Consider the following 15,432-nt stretch of genomic DNA (forward strand, 5'->3'; position numbering starts at 1 on the left):
TGGGAGGGAGATCGTTCAGGTGTACACATCCCTTCCGGGCTCGTCGGTGCAGCGACCGCCGCGCGAACTGAAGGCATTCGCGATCGCGGAGATTCCTGCGGGTGCGAGCCGAGAGGTGGTGCTAACGTCCGCCGCGATGACCTCGCCTACTGGAACTCGGTTGCGCAGCGATGGGTCGTCGAGGCCGGCGAGTACGTCTTCGATGTGGCGGCATCCAGCCGCGACATCCGCTCGACTGCGTCACTGCACGTCGAGGGTGACGCCTACGTGCCGACGGTCTCGCACCAGTCGACACTCGCCGAGGCGATCGTGCACCCCACAGTCGGGCCGGCGCTTCGTGCGATTTTGGACGAGGAAGCCCCATCTGGATTCCTCGCGATGGGGGACGCAGACAGGATCGTGGCGATCATGGGTGACTTCCCGCTGGTGCGATTCGCACGGATCGCCGGCGGTGCCCTGCGGCCAGAGGTGCTCGACGCGATCATCGAGTCGTATCGCGCGGAATGAGAGCGAGTCGACCGGCTCGAGACTGTCGAGCCGGTCGACTCGCTGCGTTGGCTAAGCTCCTTCGCCGAGCCGAGCGCGGAGGTAAGCTACCGCGCGTTCGATCGGCGGTTCCGGGTCTGAGCCTTCGAAAACATGCTTAGCTCCCGGCACTCGAACGAGTTCAGCGTCGCCGCCGGCGGCCTTGAGCCCTGCCAATAGTTGCTCACTCTGCGAGATCGGCACGAGTGAGTCATCCTCGCCGTGCACCAGGAGAAACGGCGGCGGAGTGGAGCCCACGTTGTTGATGGGCGAAAGCAGGCGTCTTGCATCGGCTGCAGGCAAGGGCGAGTTCGACAGGACTACGGTCGTGGGATCTGCGTGCTCGCGGCCCCCAGCGCTGAGCAAGATCTCGACGACTTCAGCGGGGAGCGAATCGAAGAGCGAGGGCATCGTGTCGACGTCGGACACTCCGTAGAAGTCGACGACAGGTGACACAGCGCTGCTCGGTCCGGTGATGCCTTCTGAACCTTCGAGTGCGGGATCCTTAGCTAGCCCCAGAAGGGCGACGAGATGGCCTCCGGCCGACTCGCCCCATGCGCCTATTCGATCGGGATCGATACCTAGCTCAACAGCGAAGTGACGGATGTATCTCACCGCAGCTTTCGCATCATGAATCTGTGCCGGGAACGGTGCTTCCCTGGAGTGCCGATAGTCGATCGCCACTATGGCTAGCCCTGCGTCTATCGCTTTTTGGAACAGCATGCCTTCGGGCCAATATTCCGGCGGCATCTGTCGGCTACCGAACAGCCAGGCCCCTCCGTGGACCCAGATAACGCACGGACTCGGTCCTGACGCCGCCTTCGGGGTATAGACGTCGAGGTGGAGCGGCCGGTAACCGTCGGGGATCGAGTATGTCAGCGAGGGAAAGATGTGGGCATCTCTCGGCTGCTGCCGTTCAGCAGTCCCTGGGGGATGAAAGGTGGGAGGGCCGATGACGCGCGCTGGCTGATCATCTACCGTTTCACCACGAGCGTTATCAAGGTTCATTCGTCGTCGCTCCTCTGTGATCGGATCTCTGCAGCAGCTACGTTGGGGTTCATTCTATGAAACCCGGTTTCACTGGTGAAGACTAGAGCAGAAGGGCATGTTAGGCATTTGCTAACGCTAACCCGAGCGAATCCGAATTGCCAAAGAGTCGCTCTGCACCCACGCTAGGTCGAAACGGATCGTTCTTGACAGCCATCCGTCGACACCGTTGTCCATACTCACATCGATCACAGGAGATCCAGATGTCTCGATTCAGTACCGCCCGCATGAGCGGCGCCGTTGCGGCAGTTGCCGTGTCGGCGCTCGCGCTTACCGCCTGCACAGGCGGGTCAGGCGGCGGGGAGTCCGGCGCAGCCCCGGACACGGCGAAGCTCGTTATCGCGTCCGATTCCGATCAGGCGGCGCTCGGCTACGACCCCGCTAGCTATGGCTCGGGTCAGAGGATGTTCTTCGAGGGGATCTATGACTCCCTCTTCGTGCTCGATGACGATGGGAAGGTCGTTCCTCAGCTCGTCACGAAGTTCGAGTTCAACGGCGATCAGACACAGCTGACCATGGATCTCGATACCGAGGCGACGTTCGCCGACGGATCCACACTCAGCGCCGAACTAGTCAAGGAGAATCTCGCCGCGCGCGGCAATCCCGATCTGAGCGCCTACAGCGCGTTCGCTGCGGGCGGGGAAAACGAGATCACGGACGTGATCGTCGTGGACGAGGATACCGTCACGCTCGTGTTCGCCACCGCGAAACCTGGCTTCGAGGCTAACCTCACGGCGCCCGCAGGCATGATCGTCGGGCCTGCAGGTGCCGCCGATCGCGAGAGTTTGCTGTCCACGCCTGACGGCTCAGGGCCCCTTGCGATCGATGGCAAGGCCACCATCAAGGGGAACTCCTACCTTCTCGTGAAGAAGGACGGGCACCCCGGAGCGGACGCCTATGCTTTCGACTCGTACGAGTTTCGTCCTATCGCCGAGCCGCAAGCGCGCGCGAATGCCGTGATCTCAGGCGAAGTGGACCTGGCACTGCTCACCGCGGATTCCGTGCCTCAGGTCGAATCCGCTGGAGTCGAAGTGGCCACGAACGGTGGCACGGTCCAGAACCTCATTCCATGGGACAAGGTCGGCGCGACGGCCCCCCAATGGGGTGACCCTCGGGTCGTCCAGGCGCTGTCGATGGCGATCGATCGGGAGGAGTACATTGCTGCAGTACATCCTGGTGAGATCCCCACAGCCAACGCCTTGCCGGCGGACAGCCCTGGATACTTGGCTGAGCTCGACGAGGAGTACGCGTATAACCCTGATGCGGCAAAGGACCTTCTCGCGCAAGCCGGCTATCCCGATGGGTTCACGTTCGACTTCACCATCGGCACGGGTAGCCAGCGTGATATGGAAGCAATCCAGAAGTACTGGGGCGAGATCGGCGTCACTGTCAATCTGAAGAACGCGGCGACGACCGAGGAGCTCTTCGGCGCGGTCTCCACAGAGGGCCTTGGCGGTCCGATCCCCTTCCAGTGGACCAACCCCGTCGGCCCGGTGTACGGCGCACTCTTCGGTTTTGCCAATTTTCACGGCGCCGAGAACGCTGATATCCAGGCGGCAGCGGGTGCGTACAGTGCAGCCGGTGACGATGAAGCTGCGCAGGAGGCCGCGCTTCAAGATCTCAACCGGTCGATCGTCGATTCCGGTTGGCTCATCCCGCTGTTCGAGCAGATCGCTCCATGGGGATACAACGACACGAAGGTTGCCGAACCCTCGTTCGTGGGGGCAGAGGTGTTCCCGCTCCTCGCGACGCTGCAGCCCGCGTCCTGACCTAATCAGATGTCGGTGCCTATGGGCGACTGTCGGCACCGACATCGCAAGGAGTGATGATGCTCATCTTCATACTGAAGCGAGTCGCCTGGGCGATCCTTACGCTGCTGATCGCCTCATGGATCGCGTTCATGCTGGTCCATCTCTCGGGCTCCACGCCCGGCGGCGTGGCGCTCGGCCAGGGCGGCACCCCTGAAGAGATCAGGGCTTACAACGAAGCCATCGGATGGTATGACCCATGGATTCCGCAGTTCTTTTCATGGGTAGCGCCGGTTCTGCGGGGCGACTTCGGAACGTCTCTCATAGACGGGCGGTCGATCGGTGACGACATCGCGAAGAGATTGCCGGTGACCGCTGCCCTCGCGTTCTTCGGTACTGTGGTCAGCTCTGGCGTCGGTATCGTGCTTGGGGTAGTTGCGGCTGTACGCGGTGGCGCTTTAGACCGGTTCATCACTGCGCTCTCGGGCATACTCCTCTCGGTCCCCGCCTTCTGGGTGGGTGTTCTCCTGGTTTACGTTTTCGCTGTTCAGCTCCGAGTATTTCCCGCTACCGGGTACGTTCCCCTAGATGTTGATCCGGGTGCTTGGGCGAGATCGATCGCACTTCCGGTCCTGACAATCGCCATCACGTCCGCAGCGGGAATCGCCCGTCAGACACGCGCATCGATGTCGGAGACCCTCACCCAGGAGCACATCAGGATGCTTCGCGCGATCGGTACCCCGACGCCGCGGATCATCTATGTGCATGCGCTCCGTGGAGCAAGCTTGCCGATCATCGCGAGCGTGGCGATCCAGTTCATCTTGCTCTTTGGCGGCTCAGTCATCATCGAGGTCCTTTTCGCACTACCGGGAATCGGCCAGGCCATGCAGGGGGCAACCGGAACCGCAGACCTGCCTTTCGTTCAGGCCCTCGTTCTGGTAGCGACTCTCGTGGTCGTCATCGTCAACCTGGGTCTTGAGCTGCTGACAAAGACCCTCGATCCGAAGCTGCGTGCATCATGACCGTTTCCACCACATCCATCGTGCGGCCCGTTCGCACTGAGCGCCGACTGAAGAGCCGAGTTCTGGTGTCTCCTACTGCGGTGATCTCGATCGTCTGGCTACTCGGCCTCGTGCTCGCCTCGCTGACTTCACCCTTGTGGCTTCGGTACGGCCCGCTTGATCAGGATCTGTCAGTTGTCCTGCAGGGCCCATCCGCTGCTCACTTGCTTGGCACCGATGAACTCGGGCGCGATCTACTGGCACGTCTGATTAGCGCTGCGGCCCCCACGGTCTTCATCGCGCTTATCGTGCCCGTAGTGGCGATCGGCGTGGTAATTCCGCTCACCCTGTGGGCATCGCGGAGCCGGTGGGCGGAGAACGCGATGGACAGGATCTCCGAGATCGTGCTGTCGCTGCCGGGGACGGTGATCATCCTCGCGTTCATCGCGGCGTTCGGTGCGAACATGCCGATTCTCATGGCGATCTTCGGTCTCCTCATCACCGGTGCGATCTACAAGGTTCTCTTCGGACAGTCCAAGTCGCTCCACCGGCAACTCTTCGTCGAGGCTGCGGCCGTCGACGGTGTGCGTCCGATGATCGCCAGCCTTCGACATGTCCTGCCCAATATGTCCACGACGGTCATCGTGCAGTTCGTGTTGCTGTTCGGTGCGGGCATCGGAGTGCAGGCCGGCCTGGCGTTCATCGGATTCGGCCCTCAGCCGCCCGAGCCGACGTGGGGTGGGATGATCCAGACCGCATCGCGCTTCATCTTTCAGCAGCCATGGATGATGGTGCCCACCGGGGTGATGCTGTCGCTGACGATCATCGCCGCGAACTCCCTTGCTGACGTGCTCGCCGGCGGCACCGCCGTGCCGCCGCCGTTGGTCGCCCTGCGTCGCAAGAAGAGCAAGAAGACTGGCGCGACGGTCGAGAACGCTCCCAGAAGTCATGCAGCTGACGCGGAGCAGGGCGGCCTGATCGTTCAGGACCTCGTCATCGGAGTCGACAACGATGGACCCGCGCTCGTCACAGGTGTCTCCTTGCATGTTCGCAAGGGTTCGGTCATGGGGCTTGTCGGTGAGTCGGGCTGTGGCAAGAGCGTCACCTCCTATGCCCTTCTGGGCCTCCTTTCTCCCGGTCTTTCCGTTCGCTCGGGCAGCATCGGCTGGAATGGCGCTGATCTCACACAGGCCACCGAGAAGACGCTCCAGCGCGTGCGCGGTCACGAGATCGCATTCATCTCGCAGGAGCCCACTCGGGCACTCGATCCGATGTTCACTGTTCGGTCGCAGCTGACTACCGCGATCAAACGATTGCGCCGGGTGGGGGGAGCCGAGGCGAAGCGCGTTGCCGCTGGGCTCCTCGAGGATGTGGGGATCGTCGATGTCCCGCGAGTGCTCAAGAGCTATCCGCATCAGCTCTCAGGCGGTATGGCGCAGCGCGTAGCCATTGCGCTCGCGCTGTCGGGAACACCGAGCCTTCTCATCGCGGACGAGCCCACCACTGCCCTCGATGTGACGATCCAGGCAGAGATCTTAGACCTGTTGCGCGGACTCGTCGCAGAGCGGGGGATGTCGATCATTCTCGTGACGCATGACCTCGGGGTGGTCGCTGATATCTGCGATGACGTCTCGGTGATGTATGCGGGGGAGATCGTCGAGACCGGTTCGGTGCGCGACGTACTCATGCGCCCCGAGCATCCGTACACGATGGCTCTGCTCGCGGCTGACCCGCACACGGCTGCCGACCTCGGCACTATGACAAGTCTGGCCTCGATTCCCGGACAGGTTCCCCTGCCCGGATCATGGACGACTGGCTGCCGTTTCGCTCCGCGCTGCCGATTCGCGACCGACATCTGTCTCACGACTGTGCAACTGGATCCTCGCGCGGCTGGTGACGGCGGAGTGCGCTGTGCGCGCCGTGACCAAGTACGCGGTCGGCAAGACGAGTGGCGACTGCCGATCATGATGGGAGAACAGCGATGACCATCTCAGAATCATCCTCCGATCGCGCCACGACGGGAGTCCCCCCGTTGCTGGAGGTGCGCAATCTCGTCGTGAGGTACGGAAGGACCGGACCCGCGGCGGTAGACGACGTGTCGTTCACTATCGCGCGCGGCGAGACTCTCGGGCTCGTTGGGGAGTCAGGCTCGGGGAAGACGACGATCGGGAGGGCCATTCTCGGCCTTCAGCCTGTGACAAGCGGCGAGATCTGGTTCGACGGAAAGGACATCACGCGGGCGAGTGTCGCGGAGCGCCGTGCTCTGCAAGGTGACCTGCGCGCGGTGTTCCAGGACCCGTTCTCCTCGCTCAACCCGCGCCGCCATATCGGCGACTCGCTGGCCGAGCCTCTGAAAGTATCGGGCGTGCCGGGTCCGGAACGAAGTGTGCGTGTCGACGAGGCACTCGCCTCCGTCGGGCTGCCGGATGGTTCGGCCGAACGCTACCCGCGTCAGTTCTCGGGTGGGCAGCGGCAACGTGTCGCCATCGCTCGTGCGCTCGTCACCGATCCGCGGCTCGTGGTCTGCGACGAAGCCGTCAGCGCCCTGGACCTCTCGACGCAAGCGCAGATCCTCAACCTGCTCGCTGAACTGCGCAGGGGCGCAGACCTCGGGTACCTGTTCATCGCGCACGATATGGCTGTCGTCGAGTTCCTCGCCCAGCGCATCCTGGTACTCAACAGAGGGCGCGTGGTGGAGCAGGGGACGACAGCCGAAGTCCTGGGCAATCCGCAGGACAGCTATACGCGGGTTCTCATCGCCGCCTCGCCTGTCCCCGATCCGGATGAGCAGGTGCGGCGTCGAGAGGCCTGGCAACGGTTGCGCGCCGAGATGAAGGCCGCAGCAGCCGCGGCGCCAGCCACCGCTGTCGCGAATGGCCTAAATTGACGCGCGCTGTCGCTGTTGCTGGTGGGAGCCGAGAGATCGAGGGAGATTCACACGCTCTCTTCGCGCCGGTTCGAGACCAGTTCGCGACGTTTGTGAACGACGACGTCGACTTCAGCGGTCAGTTGTGCCTTTGGTATCGAGGTGAGGTGGTGGTGGACATCGCTGCGGGGGCGCTGAGCCTCGATTCCTTGACCGGGGTGTTCTCCGTGTCGAAGGCGTTGAGCGCCTTGGTCATCGCACGACTCGTCGATTCAGGGCAACTGACCCTTGATGCGCGGGTCTCCATGTACTGGCCGGAGTTTGCAGCGTCAGAGAAGGAAGCCATCACGGTGCGTCAGCTTCTCGCGCATCAAGCGGGACTCGTGGCCATCGACGGAGTCGTTGCTCTCGATCTCTTCCTCGACTGCAGCGTCGGCGGTGCCGCGCTCGCCCGTCAGTTCCCTCTCTGGCGGCCGGGGACTGCCTTCGGTTATCACGGACTGACGATCGGTGTCCTGATGGAGGAGCTCGTCCGGCGGATCACCGGTCAGTACCTTCAGGAAATCTACGAGCGGGACATTCGAAGCCCCCGGGGCGTCGACGCTTACCTGGGGCTGCCGCCCGGACTGGATGCGAGGTACGTGCCCACCGACGACGCCATCCTGAGCTCGACTCAGCCTGGGGACACCCTCCGCCGACCGCCGTTGGACGGGGTCACGACGTCGGTCTTCGGCAACCTCGACTGCGGAATGACGAATGCCACGGATAGTGCGTTCACGAACAATGTCCGCACGCGACGGGTGGGGCCGGCGGCTTTCGGTGGTGTCGCTTCGGCTCGCGGTCTGGCAGCCCTGTACGCCGATGCGCTCGAGTCGAGCCCTACACCGGTGGCATCGGCGAACACTCTCGCTCGAATGGCGCAGCAGCACTCTTGGGGAACGGATCGCGTCCTCCACGCAACGAGGGCCTACGGACTCGTATACATGCTTCCTCATCCGGAGATGGCGTTCGGAAGCCCTTATGCGTTCGGCCATGATGGTGCCGGTGGGGCGCTCGTCTTCGCCGATCCCCGAAGTCAGATCTCTTTCGCCTACATTCCCCATCCGATGCAGTTCCCGGGAGGGGTGGATGCTCGTGCGATCGTGCTCGCTCAGCTCGCGCAGCAGTGCGCGGCCTAGCCTCTACCGAGCGGTGACAGCTCTCGCGCTACGGCGCGGAAGGTCTCGACGGCGGGGTCCCTTGAATCTTTGAGACTCAGCAGGTGTACGCGCGCTGAGGGGATGTCGTGGATGCGGACGAACGACAACTCCTCGCGTCGGTAGTGATGCGAGGCTGACTCGCCCGCGATGTTGACCCCAGCGCCCGCCGCCACGAGTTCGAGGAGTCCCTCGATGCTGTCTGCTGTGGGTCCTCGGCGCGGGTGTGATCCATCTGCTCGGGGATCGACGACCCACCAATTCACGACGTCTGTCGGCCCCGAGCCCACTGTCACGAACAGCTCATGATTCGTCTCGTTGATCGAGATCGATTCGCGATGAGCAAGAGGATGATCGGTCCGAACCACGAGTACTCGAGGTTCTTCCCACATCGGCTCGGAGCGCACGCGTGGCGGAGCGGGAACCGGGGGCGCGAAGGCGACGTCGACGCGGCCGGCGTCCAGCTCATCGAACACCTCGAAGAACCCCATCCGGCGCATCTCGATTCGGGCGCTCGGCACGCGCTGCAGTGTCTCCGAGATCACGGCAGCAGTCAACGTGCCTGCGCCCGCGGCCACGACGCCCACACGGAGCACGGGCGACATCGCTTGACGCTGGACCGAGCGGCCCCAGCTGAGCAGTTGATCATGATCGTCCTGAACCCTCCGAGCGAAGGGCAACAGGGCATCCCCGTGGACCGTGAGCTCGACCCGGCGTGGAGTGCGATCGAAGAGCTTGGTGCCCAACTGCTGCTCGAGTCGGCTGATCTGCTGGCTCAAGGATGGGGGCGTGATGTTGAGTCGATCAGCCGCGCGACCGAAGTGCAGCTCTTCAGCGAGCGTGCAGAAATACCGGATCACCTGGATGGATACGTCCATGTCGCCATCTTAGCCACAGGCTAACGTCGAGTAGGAAGCTCGAACTTCCTTCTTCTCGGCAACCTCTTGAGACTGGAGTGGTCTGGAACCATGACTCGAAACTGTTCGAGGGTTCCCTCTGCCTAACGGCACGCACCGCCGCGAGACCAATTGCTCACAAGGAGGTAAGCATGACCACTTTCCCGAACGACGATCCCGACAAGGTCGCCTACGCCGGAATTCTGCCGGCAGCACCCAAGCCGTTCGTGCTCGGCAACGGCGAGGGAGAGAAGTCGCTCGTCTTCGACCAGCTCTTCACGATCCTGCTCTCGGCTGATGAGACAGAGGACCAGTACGGTGCGTTCACAATGGTCGGCAACGCAGGACGGCGGATTCCGGCGCACCGCCACTTCAAGACCCATGAGATCTTCTATGTGGTCGATGGCGAAATCACCGTGTGGATGGACGACGAAGCTGACTATCACTCGAAGACCACGCTGGTCACGGGTGACTTCGCATACGTGCCCGCCGGGATCGTGCATGCCTTTCAGATCCACAACACCACGAAGGTGTTCGGCGTCGGAACCGCCGGTTTCGAGCGCTTCTTCCACGCCATGGGGCAGCAGACTGATGCCACAGACCCGAACGGCGTCTACGTGCCCGACTTCTCGGTGATGCGCGCGGCGGGCGAGAAGTACTCGACGCAGTTCATGCCCGAGTTCGAGTTCCGCGACTGAGCGGTGCTCTCCTTCGCCGAGGTCGATGTCGCGCAACCGGACGGGTTTCGTCCTCTGTCGATCGACCTGAGAACGCCGGACGTCGGTGGTGCGCCCGTCATCGTTTTCCTTCACGGTGGCGGATGGTGCCGCGGGAGTCGCAAGGTGTTCACACCGGGCATGTCGGATGCCGAGTCGTTCGAACTCATCGTGGCGGCGGGCTACGCCGTGGCGTCCTGCGAGTATCGGCTGAGCGGTGAGGCGCGCTTTCCCGCCCAACTCGAAGACGTAGACGCGGCAATCGACTGGCTCCACGCCCATGGCGCAGAGTACGGCGTTGACCCGACAAGAGTCGTCCTGTGGGGCGTCTCCGCCGGCGCGACGCTCGCCTCCCTCACCGGTCTTCGACGGTCCGATGTCCGGGGTGTCGTCGACTGGTTCGGCCCGGCGGATATCGTGGCCATGGCGGATCACGAGACGGGTGAGGCTCCGGACCATACGCGCGAAGCACGGTGGATCGGTGGCCGCGCCGCTGAGCGATCTGAGACAGCTCGCGCGGCCAGCCCACTGTCGCAGGTGCACGGGCAAGCCCCTCCGTTCCACATCTCGCACGGAACCGCCGACGCTCTCGTGCCCTTCGCGCAGAGCGAGGTGTTCGCTGCGGCTCTCCGCGCCGCCGATGTCGACGTCGAACTCGTGCCGGTCGAGGGCGGTGGGCATTTCTGGCGTGACGTGTCCGACACCCGTCCCCTCTTCGCCGCGGCCCTGCAGTTCGTGCGCCGCGTCACGAACTAACGCCTCCGAAAGGATCTCTCATGATCTCAGCACAGATGATCGCCCCGCTGCACTCCGCCGAGGCAGCGCCGCTCTTGCGTCACGAGTTTTCGCTCGACGAGGGTCACGGGCCGGTCGTCCGCGCAACCCTGCGCGTGAGCGCGCTCGGCGTGATCGAAGCGTGGGTGGGTGGCAGGCCGTCGTCTGATGAACTACTGGTGCCAGGGTGGACCAGCTACGAATGGCGTGTGCGGGTGGTCGAGCACGATGTGACGACGGCCGTGTCAGCGCGTACCGTACTCGGCCTGCGTCTCGGCAACGGCTGGTACCGCGGCTATCTGGGCTTCACCGGTGATCGCGCGCTGTACGGAGAGGAGCGTGCCGGGTATGCACAGCTGACGATCCTGTTCGAGGACGGGCACGTGCAGGCCGTGGTCACAGACGAATCCTGGCGATCATCGACGGGCGAGGTCCTGGCGGACGATCTGTACAACGGAGAGACGATCGATGCTCGGCTGTCGAATGATGCGTGGTTGCACCCCGGGTTCGACGACAGCGATTGGGGCGCTGTGCGGATCGTCGACGTCGACGAAGGCCTTCTCGTCGAACGCACATCGCCACCGGTGGTGCGCCAGGGCGAGCGCGCAGTCGAGCGCGTATGGACGTCGCCGACAGGTAAGACGCTGGTCGATTTCGGTCAGAACCTGGTCGGCTTCCTCCGGGTGCGAGTATCTGGGCCCGCCGGAACCGCTGTGATGATCCGGCATGCCGAGGTCATCGAGCACGACGAGCTCGGCACGCGTCCGCTGCGCCGAGCAGAGGCGACGGATCGCTTCATCCTGAGCGGCGGCGACGATGTCTTCGAGCCGACGCTCACCTTTCACGGGTTCCGCTATGCCGAGGTGACGGGATGGCCGGGCGAACTCGATCCCACGGCACTCACTGCAGTGGTCGTGTCGACCGAGATCCGCCAGATCGGTACGTTCGCGTGCTCTGATCCGGATCTAAGCCAGCTGCACAGCAACGTGCGGTGGGGCATGCGAGGTAACTTCCTCAGCGTGCCCACCGACTGCCCGCAACGTGATGAGCGACTCGGATGGACCGGCGATCTTGCAGTCTTCGCACCCACCGCAGCGTTCCTCGGCGACGTCGAGCGGTTTCTGGCCGACTGGCTCGTCGACACCGAACTCGAGCGCCGCGCCGCCCCCTTGGGTGCTGTGCCGGTCGTTGTCCCCGACGCGCTGAAGTACCTCGATACGGGATTCCCGCCTCCGGGAGCGACGGCTGTGTGGGGAGACGCTGCTGTCTGGGTGCCGTGGGCGCTGTGGACCGCGTACGGCAATGAGCAGACGCTTCGAGACGCCTACCCGCTCATGTCCGCGCACACACGTTCTGTTGCGGCATCGCTCTCGCCTACAGGGCTCTGGGACTCGGGCTTCCAGTTCGGCGACTGGCTGGATCCGGACGCTCCGGCGGACAACCCCGGACTCGCGAAGGCGCCGTCCGGCGTCGTCGCGACCGCGAGCGCCTATCGCACGGCCACGCTCATGGCCGAAGCGTCCGCACTCTTGGGTGAGCAGCAGGATGCCGAGGAGTTCGCCGTTCTCCGCGATCGAATCGGCGACGCGTTCCGTGCACACTACGTCGAGGATGGGCGGGTGCGCAGCGACAGTGTGACCGCCTACGCCCTCGCGCTGGGATTCGGCATCCTCCATGACGCCGATCGGATGGTCGCCGGAGACCGGCTCGCGGAACTCGTGCGCGACGCGGGCCATCGCATCAGCACTGGCTTCGCGGGGACGCCGTTCGTGTGTGACGCGCTCGCAGCCACGGGACACCTTGAGGACGCGTACGCTCTTCTGCTGCAGCGCAAGGCGCCGTCATGGCTCTACGCGGTCACGATGGGCGCGACCACGATCTGGGAACGCTGGGATTCGATGCTGCCCGACGGTTCGATCAATCCGGGTGATATGACGAGCTTCAATCACTACGCGTTCGGAGCGGTCGCCGACTGGATGCATCGGTCGGTCGCCGGGATCGCACCCCTCGAACCGGGCTATCGGCGGATACTGTTCGCGCCGCAGCCCGGTGGCGGACTAACCTGGGCCGAAGCGAGCCTCGACACTCGATACGGCAGGGCCTCGGTGCGCTGGGACATCGAAGGTTCCGAGTTGCGGGTCGAGATCTCAGTGCCCGATGGAACCGATGCTGTTCTGCGGATTCCCGGGCTTGAGGATGAATCGGTTGGCGCCGGCACCCACACGCGGCGAGCCGACGTGCTCAGGTCGAACGAAGGAGGCGGGAGATGAGATCCGCAGTCTTCCGAATCTTCTCGAGGAGCGGACCCCGGAGCGAGTCCAGGTCATGACGCGTCGACGCGACGGCGATGTTGATCGCGGCGGCCGGTCGCGCCGCGTCCGGTCCGAAGACGGGGACCGACACCGAACGCAAACCGGCAGCGACTTCTTGATCCTGCAGCGAGTACCCCTGGTCGCGGATCGTCGAGAGTCTCTCGCGAAGGTCATCGAGCGACGTGGCGGCGTTGGGGCCGGCGTGCGAAGCGAAGTCGTGACCCTGGAGAGCCGACATCAGCTCCGCTTCGCTCAGATACGCGAGCAGGAGCTTGCCCATCGAGGTATACGCAGCTGGCAGCGTAGACCCCACCTGGATGTTCGCGGTCACGAGATCCGAGTTCCTCAACCGAGCAAGGTAGAGCACTCGATCCCCGACGAGGACGCCCAGATTCACGGTCTCGCCGGATTCTTCGGCCAGATGACGCAGCGGCTGCTCGCTGAGTTGCACGATGCTCGAGCCGCGCAACGCAGCGGACCCGAGCTGGAGCACTGCGATACCGGGACGGATGCTTCCGTCCGAGGAGCGCTCGAGGTAGCCGCCCTCCTCGAGGGTCGCGACGACCCGAAAAGCCGTCGGCATAGGGATCCCGGTGCGGTCGCAGATCTCGCGAAGTTTCAGAGAGGTCGTCGACTCATCGAAGAGGCGGAGGACGTCGAGGCCTTTCGCGAGGGCCTCGATGCGGTAGCGACTGCCAGTCTTGGGCACGACGTCCGTCTCCGGAGTGATTTCAGCTTTCATCGTGTGAAACCGTACCACTCATCCGACGCGGAACACTCGCAGCTGAAGGGCCAGGGTGGAGTAATAGCCGACAAGGGCGATCGCTTCGAAGATTCCGTCAGTGCCGAGCATGCGGGATGCTTCGGTCCACTGCGCGTCGGAGAGGTCTCCATCAAGGAGGGCGATGATGACGCGAGCCACGATTGCCTCCTCCTGCGTGAAGGAAGAGATGTCCTCCGCCCGGAGCGAGGCGAGCTCGCTCTCGCTGAAGCCGATCGCCCGCGCGACGGCTTCGTGGGATTCGCGCTCGAATGCGCTGTCCCATCGTGCAGCCACGAGGAGGATCGCCAGTTCGCGAGCGCGATCAGAGAAGGCCGAGCGATAGCGGATCGCGGCACCGAGTGCTTGCTGCGCGGTTCCGATGGCGGGAGAACGCAGCATCAGATCGAAGGGACCGCGCAGGGATCCGTCCCCGGAAGTGAGCGGGAAGTGCTGAGGTCCTCGAGCACGCGGGCCGCCCGTGATCTCGTCGTACAGCGTGCGCTGCTCCTGAGTGAGGTGCTCGGGGAGAAGCGGAGGGATTCGATGCGTCATGAGATGCCCCTTCCGAGGGGTTGGGGAGTGCCAAGTTCGACATCAGTATTCAATCAGCGAAATATGCTTTCGACAAGTAAAAGTGTCAACTCAAGGAAGAGCCCATGCCTGAAGTAACTAATCACACCCTCCACGCCCACGGCTTCGATTTCGGAGTTCGGGTGTACCCCGCCGACGATCCCGATGGCTCGGTTCTCGTCTGGCTGCACGGTGGTGCTTTCCTGTGGGGGACGATCGACATGCCGGAGTCCGATGAGGTGGCGAAGCAGGTGAGCGCAGCCGGGACCACTGTGGTCGCAGTCGACTACACCCTCGGCCCGGTCGAGGGGCTGCCGCCGCTTCCCCCGCGAGAAGACGGCGAGACGGGGCCGGACCCCGAGCGGGTCGCCGCGGAGATCGCCGCGGCAGGGCCGCGTTCGCCCTATCCGACGGCATCGCTGCAGACGGTCGAGGCGCATCGTTGGGCGCGCGAGAATGCCTCCCGCTGGGGAGGCGACCCGAAGCGGGTCTCGCTCGGTGGGGCGAGCGCCGGCGCCAACCTGTCGGCCGGAGCTGCCGTGCGACTTCGTGATGCCGGTGATGAGCTGCCGGATTCGCTCCTGCTGATCTACCCGGCGCTGCATGAGACGGTGCCGCCGATGGATGCCGAGCTTGCCGGCTTCTTGGAGTCGCTTCCCGGCGGGGGTGGGCTCCCGCCGGAGGCGGGTCGGGCGATCAATGAGATCTACTTCGGCGCTGTGTCGCCTACGGAGGTGTACGCACACCCTGGTGGGCACGACATGCGTGGGATGCCTCGAACGTTGATCGTGACCGCCGAGCATGACAGTCTGCGCCCGTCGGGTGAGGCCTTCGCTGCCGACCTCGCTCTCGGTGGCGTGGATGTGACGCTCTTTAAGGAGCCCGCGGCACAGCACGGGTACCTGAATGAGATCGGGGACCCCACCGCGGCTCACACCATCGGGCTCATGGTCCGGACGATGGCCGATTGACTCGCATGCTCCAGTGCGTTATGTTCACAGAACGAAAGCAGCTTTCG

At 64.0% G+C, this 15,432-nt stretch carries 14 protein-coding genes and 1 pseudogene; 11 read left to right on the forward strand and 4 right to left on the reverse strand.

Going from position 1 to position 15,432, the window contains the following annotated elements; translation table 11 throughout:
• Positions 1 to 46 precede the first annotated feature (46 nt).
• Together IXW21_RS18505 and IXW21_RS02420 are read left to right on the forward strand one after the other, a co-directional pair.
• Positions 47 to 159 (forward strand): annotated as a pseudogene (locus tag IXW21_RS18505) (fibronectin type III-like domain-contianing protein); the annotation flags it as partial.
• A gap of 45 nt (positions 160 to 204) precedes the next feature.
• Complete coding sequence (locus IXW21_RS02420) at positions 205 to 507, forward strand: hypothetical protein (RefSeq protein ID WP_323742157.1); 303 nt, start codon at positions 205 to 207, stop codon at positions 505 to 507.
• A gap of 51 nt (positions 508 to 558) precedes the next feature.
• Here IXW21_RS02420 and IXW21_RS02425 read toward each other — a convergent pair whose 3' ends face one another.
• Complete coding sequence (locus tag IXW21_RS02425; protein WP_194762677.1) at positions 559 to 1,533, reverse strand: alpha/beta hydrolase; 975 nt, start codon at positions 1,531 to 1,533, stop codon at positions 559 to 561.
• A gap of 242 nt (positions 1,534 to 1,775) precedes the next feature.
• Between IXW21_RS02425 and IXW21_RS02430 the strand changes: the two genes are divergently transcribed.
• The 5 genes from IXW21_RS02430 (at position 1,776) to IXW21_RS02450 (ending at position 8,365) form a co-directional block, all read left to right on the forward strand.
• Complete coding sequence (locus IXW21_RS02430) at positions 1,776 to 3,341, forward strand: ABC transporter substrate-binding protein (protein WP_194762678.1); 1,566 nt, start codon at positions 1,776 to 1,778, stop codon at positions 3,339 to 3,341.
• A 56-nt stretch (positions 3,342 to 3,397) separates the two neighbouring features.
• The gene (locus IXW21_RS02435; RefSeq protein WP_194762679.1) at positions 3,398 to 4,342 is read left to right on the forward strand and encodes an ABC transporter permease; all 945 of its coding nucleotides are present in this window, start codon (positions 3,398 to 3,400) and stop codon (positions 4,340 to 4,342) included.
• Between the two features lie 80 nt (positions 4,343 to 4,422).
• On the forward strand, positions 4,423 to 6,306 hold the full coding sequence (locus tag IXW21_RS02440) for a dipeptide/oligopeptide/nickel ABC transporter permease/ATP-binding protein (protein WP_194762680.1): 1,884 nt from the start codon (positions 4,423 to 4,425) through the stop codon (positions 6,304 to 6,306).
• Positions 6,303 to 7,208: an ATP-binding cassette domain-containing protein gene (locus tag IXW21_RS02445; protein ID WP_194762681.1), complete on the forward strand. Its 906-nt coding sequence runs from the start codon at positions 6,303 to 6,305 to the stop codon at positions 7,206 to 7,208. The genes IXW21_RS02440 and IXW21_RS02445 overlap by 4 nt, the downstream gene beginning before the upstream one ends.
• Before the next feature lie 92 nt (positions 7,209 to 7,300).
• On the forward strand, positions 7,301 to 8,365 hold the full coding sequence (locus IXW21_RS02450) for a serine hydrolase domain-containing protein (protein ID WP_323742143.1): 1,065 nt from the start codon (positions 7,301 to 7,303) through the stop codon (positions 8,363 to 8,365).
• On the opposite strand, the gene IXW21_RS02455 is transcribed toward IXW21_RS02450, so the two are convergent.
• Positions 8,362 to 9,261, reverse strand: coding sequence for a LysR family transcriptional regulator (locus IXW21_RS02455; protein WP_194762683.1), 900 nt, complete (start codon positions 9,259 to 9,261; stop codon positions 8,362 to 8,364). The genes IXW21_RS02450 and IXW21_RS02455 overlap by 4 nt on opposite strands.
• Before the next feature lie 170 nt (positions 9,262 to 9,431).
• Between IXW21_RS02455 and IXW21_RS02460 the strand changes: the two genes are divergently transcribed.
• Genes IXW21_RS02460 through IXW21_RS02470 form a run of 3 tightly spaced genes read left to right on the forward strand, consistent with a single transcriptional unit; the run spans position 9,432 to position 13,039 of the window.
• Positions 9,432 to 9,977 (forward strand): quercetin 2,3-dioxygenase, encoded by a 546-nt coding sequence (locus IXW21_RS02460; protein ID WP_194762684.1) that lies wholly within the window; start codon positions 9,432 to 9,434, stop codon positions 9,975 to 9,977.
• A gap of 3 nt (positions 9,978 to 9,980) precedes the next feature.
• Entirely contained in the window at positions 9,981 to 10,751 is a 771-nt protein-coding gene (locus IXW21_RS02465; protein WP_194762685.1) for an alpha/beta hydrolase fold domain-containing protein, read from the forward strand.
• Between the two features lie 20 nt (positions 10,752 to 10,771).
• Entirely contained in the window at positions 10,772 to 13,039 is a 2,268-nt protein-coding gene (locus tag IXW21_RS02470) for a family 78 glycoside hydrolase catalytic domain (RefSeq protein WP_228528097.1), read from the forward strand.
• On the opposite strand, the gene IXW21_RS02475 is transcribed toward IXW21_RS02470, so the two are convergent.
• The gene (locus tag IXW21_RS02475) at positions 13,011 to 13,823 is read right to left on the reverse strand and encodes an IclR family transcriptional regulator (RefSeq protein ID WP_194762686.1); all 813 of its coding nucleotides are present in this window, start codon (positions 13,821 to 13,823) and stop codon (positions 13,011 to 13,013) included. The two genes, IXW21_RS02470 and IXW21_RS02475, sit on opposite strands and share 29 nt — an antisense overlap.
• A gap of 18 nt (positions 13,824 to 13,841) precedes the next feature.
• Positions 13,842 to 14,396: a carboxymuconolactone decarboxylase family protein gene (locus IXW21_RS02480; protein WP_194762687.1), complete on the reverse strand. Its 555-nt coding sequence runs from the start codon at positions 14,394 to 14,396 to the stop codon at positions 13,842 to 13,844.
• A 104-nt stretch (positions 14,397 to 14,500) separates the two neighbouring features.
• On the opposite strand from IXW21_RS02480, the gene IXW21_RS02485 reads away from it, so the two are divergent.
• Entirely contained in the window at positions 14,501 to 15,385 is an 885-nt protein-coding gene (locus tag IXW21_RS02485) for an alpha/beta hydrolase fold domain-containing protein (RefSeq protein ID WP_194762688.1), read from the forward strand.
• Positions 15,386 to 15,432 lie beyond the last annotated feature (47 nt).

It is taken from the genome of Microbacterium sp. UFMG61, from assembly GCF_015354505.1.
GTDB lineage: Bacteria > Actinomycetota > Actinomycetes > Actinomycetales > Microbacteriaceae > Microbacterium.

Bases quoted from the DNA above. Each gene is read 5' to 3' on its own strand.
- IXW21_RS02425 (WP_194762677.1), bottom strand. From the start codon at position 1,533: ATGAACCTTGATAACGCTCGTGGTGAAACGGTAGATGATCAGCCAGCG.
- IXW21_RS02430 (WP_194762678.1), top strand. From the start codon at position 1,776: ATGTCTCGATTCAGTACCGCCCGCATGAGCGGCGCCGTTGCGGCAGTT.
- IXW21_RS02435 (WP_194762679.1), top strand. From the start codon at position 3,398: ATGATGCTCATCTTCATACTGAAGCGAGTCGCCTGGGCGATCCTTACG.
- IXW21_RS02445 (WP_194762681.1), top strand. From the start codon at position 6,303: ATGACCATCTCAGAATCATCCTCCGATCGCGCCACGACGGGAGTCCCC.
- IXW21_RS02455 (WP_194762683.1), bottom strand. From the start codon at position 9,261: ATGGACGTATCCATCCAGGTGATCCGGTATTTCTGCACGCTCGCTGAA.
- IXW21_RS02460 (WP_194762684.1), top strand. From the start codon at position 9,432: ATGACCACTTTCCCGAACGACGATCCCGACAAGGTCGCCTACGCCGGA.
- IXW21_RS02470 (WP_228528097.1), top strand. From the start codon at position 10,772: ATGATCTCAGCACAGATGATCGCCCCGCTGCACTCCGCCGAGGCAGCG.
- IXW21_RS02475 (WP_194762686.1), bottom strand. From the start codon at position 13,823: ATGAAAGCTGAAATCACTCCGGAGACGGACGTCGTGCCCAAGACTGGC.
- IXW21_RS02480 (WP_194762687.1), bottom strand. From the start codon at position 14,396: ATGACGCATCGAATCCCTCCGCTTCTCCCCGAGCACCTCACTCAGGAG.
- IXW21_RS02485 (WP_194762688.1), top strand. From the start codon at position 14,501: ATGCCTGAAGTAACTAATCACACCCTCCACGCCCACGGCTTCGATTTC.